The sequence below is a fragment of the Streptomyces sp. SID5910 genome (assembly GCF_009862125.1).
Taxonomy (GTDB): Bacteria; Actinomycetota; Actinomycetes; order Streptomycetales; family Streptomycetaceae; genus Streptomyces.
Map to the genome: position 1 here is coordinate 1 of NZ_WWHX01000781.1, position 5213 is coordinate 5213.

At 71.9% G+C, this 5213-nt stretch carries 7 protein-coding genes; 3 read left to right on the plus strand and 4 right to left on the minus strand.

Annotated elements, in window-relative coordinates; all coding sequences use genetic code 11:
* Positions 1–9: 9 nt before the first annotated feature.
* From paaD to paaA, 4 genes are read right to left on the minus strand one after another with little or no spacing between them, the layout of a single operon-like run.
* On the minus strand, positions 10–516 hold the full coding sequence (gene paaD / locus GTW67_RS27665) for a 1,2-phenylacetyl-CoA epoxidase subunit PaaD (RefSeq protein WP_161167496.1): 507 nt from the start codon (positions 514–516) through the stop codon (positions 10–12).
* Positions 510–1337, minus strand: coding sequence for a 1,2-phenylacetyl-CoA epoxidase subunit PaaC (gene paaC / locus GTW67_RS27670; RefSeq protein ID WP_161167497.1), 828 nt, complete (start codon positions 1335–1337; stop codon positions 510–512). Before paaC ends, paaD begins: the two co-directional genes overlap by 7 nt.
* Before the next feature lie 9 nt (positions 1338–1346).
* Entirely contained in the window at positions 1347–1640 is a 294-nt protein-coding gene (gene paaB / locus GTW67_RS27675; RefSeq protein WP_161167498.1) for a 1,2-phenylacetyl-CoA epoxidase subunit PaaB, read from the minus strand.
* Positions 1637–2614 carry a 1,2-phenylacetyl-CoA epoxidase subunit PaaA gene (gene paaA / locus GTW67_RS27680; protein WP_161167499.1) on the minus strand — a complete coding sequence of 326 codons (978 nt, stop codon included), beginning with the start codon at positions 2612–2614 and terminating at the stop codon, positions 1637–1639. The genes paaB and paaA overlap by 4 nt, the downstream gene beginning before the upstream one ends.
* A 244-nt stretch (positions 2615–2858) precedes the next feature.
* Between paaA and paaI the strand changes: the two genes are divergently transcribed.
* The 3 genes from paaI to GTW67_RS27695 all read left to right on the plus strand — a co-directional run.
* Positions 2859–3317, plus strand: a complete 459-nt coding sequence (paaI, locus tag GTW67_RS27685) for a hydroxyphenylacetyl-CoA thioesterase PaaI (RefSeq protein WP_161167502.1) — start codon at positions 2859–2861, stop codon at positions 3315–3317.
* On the plus strand, positions 3314–4675 hold the full coding sequence (gene paaK / locus GTW67_RS27690; protein ID WP_161167500.1) for a phenylacetate--CoA ligase PaaK: 1362 nt from the start codon (positions 3314–3316) through the stop codon (positions 4673–4675). Before paaI ends, paaK begins: the two co-directional genes overlap by 4 nt.
* Positions 4676–4816: 141 nt before the next feature.
* Positions 4817–5213, plus strand: a 397-nt coding sequence (locus GTW67_RS27695) for an NAD(P)-binding protein (RefSeq protein ID WP_161167501.1), incomplete at its 3' end; no start/stop codon positions are given.

Sequence of the window (5213 nt, forward strand, 5' to 3'; positions counted from 1 at the left end):
TCGGGGCCATCAGATCTCCTTGACGTACTCGAACGGTTCGCGGCAGGCCCGGCAGCGCCACAGCGCCTTGCAGGACGTGGCGGCGAAACGGGAGGTCTCCTCGGTGTCCGCCGCCCCGCACCGGGGGCAGGGCACCGTGCGCTGGGTGGGCGACAGCACGAGCGGGACCGGGCCGCGGGGCGCGGCGCCGGGCGGGGCGATGCCGTGCTCGGCGAGCTTGCGGCGGCCCGACTCGGTGATCCAGTCGCTGGTCCACGGCGGGCTGAGCACCGTGCGGATCTCCACCCTGGCGTACCCCGCGGCCCGCAGCCGCGCGGCGACGTCCGCCCGCATCTCGGCCATGGCGGGGCACCCGGAGTAGGTGGGGGTCAGACTCGCGACCACCGTGCCGTCCTCGGTCGTCTCCACGTCCCGCAGGACACCGAGGTCGGCGAGGGTCAGCATGGGCAGCTCGGGATCCGGCACCGCCTCGGCGACGCTCCGGGCGTGCCGGGTGTCCGGCCGGGTGGTCACCATGTCGCCTCCGGGTGGGCGCGGGCCACGCTCTGGAGCTCGGCGAGCAGCGGCGCGAGGTGCTCGGTGTGCTCGCCGTCGCGGCCGGAGCCGGGCAGCGGCCGGTACACGGGCATGGGCAGTCCGGCCGCCTCGGTGACCTGGCGCAGGACGCCGGTCAGCTCGTCGCGCACGTCGTACGCGGCGTGCAGCTCCCCGAGGTAGGGGGCGACCTGCTCCAGTGCGGCGCGCATCCGGCGGTGGGACTCGTCCGTGCCGTCGCCGAGGCGCACCGCCCACTCGGCGGCGTACTGCCGGTGGTAGGTCAGTTCCTTGACGCCCTTGGCCGCGACCGCCGCGAGGACCGGGTCGGGGTGGGACACCAGCCGCTCGAAGTGCGCGAGCCGCCAGGCGGAGAGGACCAGGAGCCGTACGACGGCGAACGCGAAGTCGCCGCGCGGCAGTTCGGCGAGGCGCACGTTGCGGAAGTCGTCCGCGTCGCGGAAGTAGGCGTAGGCGTCCTCGTCGCGGCCGGTGCCGTCGGTCTGGCCGGCGCGGGAGTAGAGCAGGCGGGCCTGGCCGAGGAGGTCGAGGCCGATGTTGGCCAGCGCCACCTCCTCCTCCAGCTCGGGGGCGCGGGTGACCCACTCGGCGAGCCGCTGGGCCGTGACCAGGGCGTCGTCGGCGAGCGCCACGCACTGGGCGGCCAGTTCACCCGCGTCGACGCCCTCGGGCACGGTGGTGTCCACGCCGTGCAGCGGGTCCTCGAAGCCGGTGCCGTAGGCCCAGCGGGTGTCGTCCTCGTGTCCCTCGGCGAGGGTCATGTAGACGTGGTCGTCACTCATGCCCTGCTCCTAGATGTGGGGGACGTCGTCGGGGATGTCGTAGAAGGTCGGGTGGCGGTAGACCTTGTCGGCGCTGGGGGCGAAGAAGGGGTCCTTCTCGTCGCGCGTGGAGGCGGCGATGTGCTCGGAGCGGACCACCCAGATGGACACGCCTTCGTTGCGCCGGGTGTAGAGGTCGCGGGCGTGGGTGAGGGCCATCTGGTCGTCGGCGGCGTGCAGCGAGCCGACGTGGACGTGGTTGAGGCCGCGCTTGCCGCGCACGAAGACCTCGTAGAGCGGCCAGTCCTGCTTCGCGGAGGTCATGCCGCCGCTCCCTTCTGCGTACGGGCGGCCTGCTTGGCCGCGTGGGCGGTGGCCGCCTCGCGGACCCAGGCGCCGTCCTCGTGGGCGGAGCGCCGGCGTTCCGTCCGCCGGGCGTTGCACGGGCCGTCGCCCTTGATGACCCGCATCAGCTCGTCCCAGTCGGGGGTGCCGAAGTCGTGGTGCCCGCTCTCCTCGTTCCACCGCAGCTCGGGGTCGGGCAGGGTGACGCCGAGCTTCTCGGCCTGGGGGACGGTCATGTCGACGAAGCGACGGCGCAGTTCGTCGTTGCTGTGCCGCTTGATCTTCCAGGCCATCGACTGCGCGGAGTTGGGCGAGGCGTCGTCGGGCGGGCCGAACATCATCAGCGACGGCCACCACCAGCGGTTCACGGCGTCCTGGACCATCTCGCGCTGGGCGTCGGTGCCGCGCATCATCGTCATCAGCAGCTCGTAGCCCTGGCGCTGGTGGAAGGACTCCTCCTTGCAGATGCGGACCATGGCGCGCGCGTAGGGCCCGTAGGAGCTGCGGCACAGCGGCACCTGGTTGCAGATGGCGGCGCCGTCCACGAACCAGCCGATCACGCCGACGTCGGCGAAGCTGAGGGTCGGGTAGTTGAAGATCGAGGAGTACTTCTGGCGGCCCTCGATCAGCCGCTCGGTGAGGTCGGCGCGGTCGGCGCCGAGGGTCTCGGCCGCCGAGTACAGGTAGAGCCCGTGGCCGGCCTCGTCCTGGACCTTGGCGAAGAGGATCGCCTTGCGGCGCAGCGACGGCGCCCGGGTGATCCACTCGCCCTCGGGCTGCATGCCGATGATCTCCGAGTGCGCGTGCTGGGCGACCTGCCGGATCAGCGTCCTGCGGTACCCGTCGGGCATCCAGTCGCGCGGCTCGATCCGCTGGTCGTGCGCGATCGTGGCGTCGAAGTGCTCCTGGAGCCCCGCGGGGGGCGGCGCCTCGGCGGCGTGTGTCGTGGTCATCGATACCAGCTTCCCCTACCGACCATTCGTTCGGTATCAGTCTGACGTGTTTCCCCGGGCCGGGCAAGACCCGGGATCCGCGACCTCCCCACCATGGGCCGCGGCGCGGGCGTCCGGCCCCTTGACAGGCCACGACGTGGCTGGATTACTAGGCCGTGCCGCACGGTAACCGAATGTTCGGTCGGGAAACAAGGTGGTGGAAGGCGTGGCACAGGCCGTGGAGACGACGACGCCGGCGGAGGAGATGTTCGCCGCGGACGAGGCGTCCAAGCGCCTCGGCATCGAGCTGGTCGAACAGGGCCCGGGGACCGCCGTGGTGCGCATGACCGTGACGCCCGCGATGGTCAACGGCCACCGGATCGCCCACGGCGGCTATCTGTTCCTGCTCGCCGACACCGCCTTCGCCTGCGCCTGCAACAGCCACGGACCCGTGACCGTCGCCGCCGGCGCCGACATCGTCTTCGTCGCCCCGGCCCACGAGGGCGACGTGCTGGTGGCCACCGCCGAGGAACGCACCCGGTACGGCCGCAGCGGCGTCTACGACGTGAGCGTGCGGCGCGGTGAGGACGTGATCGCGGAGTTCCGCGGGCGCAGCCGCAGCGTCCGGGACGCGCCGAAGGACACGACGCAGGACATGACGGCGGACATGACGGCGGACCCGGCCGCGGACGGGACGCCGGGCACGACGAAGGAGTCGCGATGAGCAGCGCACCGGCCACCGGCGGACCGGCGGTCCCCGCCTCCCCCGCCTCCCGTCTCGGGGAACCCCTCCCCCAGGACCTGCGGGACGACGCCGAGCGGCTGACCGGCGAGCAGCTGCGCGAACTCCAGCTCGACCGGCTGCGCGCGACCCTGCGGCACGCCTACGAGAACGTGGAGCTGTACCGGAGGAAGTTCGACGCGGCCGGGGTGAAGCCCGACGACTGCCACAGCCTGGCGGACCTGTCCCGGTTCCCGTTCACCACCAAGGCCGACCTGCGGGACACCTACCCCTTCGGCATGTTCGCCGTCCCGATGTCCGAGGTGCGGCGCGTCCACGCCTCCAGCGGCACCACCGGCCGCCCCACCGTCGTCGGCTACACGGACGGCGACCTGTCCCTGTGGGCGGACGTCATCGCCCGCTCCATCCGCGCCGCCGGCGGCCGACCGGGCCACAAGGTCCACATCTCGTACGGCTACGGCCTGTTCACCGGCGGCCTGGGCGCGCACTACGGCGCCGAGCGCGCCGGATGCACCGTGATCCCCGCCTCCGGCGGCATGACGGCCCGGCAGGTGCAGATCATCCAGGACTTCCGGCCCGAGATCATCATGGTGACCCCGTCCTACATGCTCACCCTGCTCGACGAGTTCGAGCGGCAGGGCGTCGACCCGCGCACCAGCTCCCTGCGGGTGGGCATCTTCGGCGCCGAGCCGTGGACGGAGGAGATGCGCCGCGAGATCGAGGAGCGCATGGACATCCACGCCGTCGACATATATGGCCTGTCCGAGGTGATCGGCCCGGGCGTGGCGCAGGAGTGCGTGGAGACCAAGGACGGGCTGCACGTGTGGGAGGACCACTTCTACCCCGAGGTGGTCGACCCGGTCACGGACGAGGTGCTGGGCGAGGGCGAGGAGGGTGAGGTCGTCTTCACCTCGCTCACCAAGGAGGCGCTTCCCGTCATCCGCTACCGCACCCGCGACCTGTCCCGGCTGCTGCCCGGGACCGCCCGGCCGGCCTTCCGGCGGATGCAGAAGGTCACCGGCCGCTGCGACGACATGATCATCCTGCGCGGGGTGAACGTCTTCCCCACCCAGATCGAGGAGGTCGTGCTGCGCACCCCCGGCGTGGCACCGCACTTCCAGATCCAGCTCACCGAGCGCGGGCGCATGGACCACATGACCGTCCGGGTCGAGGCCCGCCCGGACGCCTCTCCCGAGCAGCGCGAGGCCGCCGCGAGGGCGATCGGACAGGGCGTGAAGGACGGGGTCGGCATCACCGTCGAGGTGGCCGTCGTCGACCCCGAGACGCTGGAGCGTTCGGTCGGCAAGCTGCGCCGGGTGAAGGATCTCCGCCGGCCGTGACCGCACGCCCGGCGCGGGCCGGGTGGCGAAACGTGAGCACGGACACAGCAGTTCGCCCTGCGTACTGGTGTGCAGGGAGACACGGATGGGCAAGCAATGCATGATCGGGGGAGGTTTGTGTCCGTCCTGAGGGGAAAACCCGTGCGAGTGTGTGTGATCGGTGCCGGTCTGTCGGGTTTGGCTGTGGCCCGTGCCCTGGGCGACCGCGGCATCGACTTCGTCTGCCTGGAGAAGGCTCCCGACGTCGGAGGGATCTGGCGTCAGCCGCAGGCGGGTGAGCGCGGTCCGGGGTATCTGTCGCTCCACCTCAACACGGCCAAGCAGCTGACCTGTTACGCCGACTTCCCGATGCCGGAGTCCTACCCCCTCTATCCGCGGCACAGCGATGTCGCCGCCTACCTGCGGTCGTTCGCCGAGTGGGCCGGGGTGCTGGACCGCGTCGAGCTGCGCACCGAGGTGGTGTCGGCGGCCCAGGACGCGGGCGGCATGTGGACGGTCGTCAGCAGGGACGCGGACGGCGAGGTGACGTCACGGCAGA

Coding starts and splice junctions, on each gene's coding strand:
- paaD (WP_161167496.1), bottom strand. CDS start 516: ATGGTGACCACCCGGCCGGACACCCGGCACGCCCGGAGCGTCGCCGAG.
- paaC (WP_161167497.1), bottom strand. CDS start 1,337: ATGAGTGACGACCACGTCTACATGACCCTCGCCGAGGGACACGAGGAC.
- paaB (WP_161167498.1), bottom strand. CDS start 1,640: ATGACCTCCGCGAAGCAGGACTGGCCGCTCTACGAGGTCTTCGTGCGC.
- paaA (WP_161167499.1), bottom strand. CDS start 2,614: ATGACCACGACACACGCCGCCGAGGCGCCGCCCCCCGCGGGGCTCCAG.
- paaI (WP_161167502.1), top strand. CDS start 2,859: ATGTTCGCCGCGGACGAGGCGTCCAAGCGCCTCGGCATCGAGCTGGTC.
- paaK (WP_161167500.1), top strand. CDS start 3,314: ATGAGCAGCGCACCGGCCACCGGCGGACCGGCGGTCCCCGCCTCCCCC.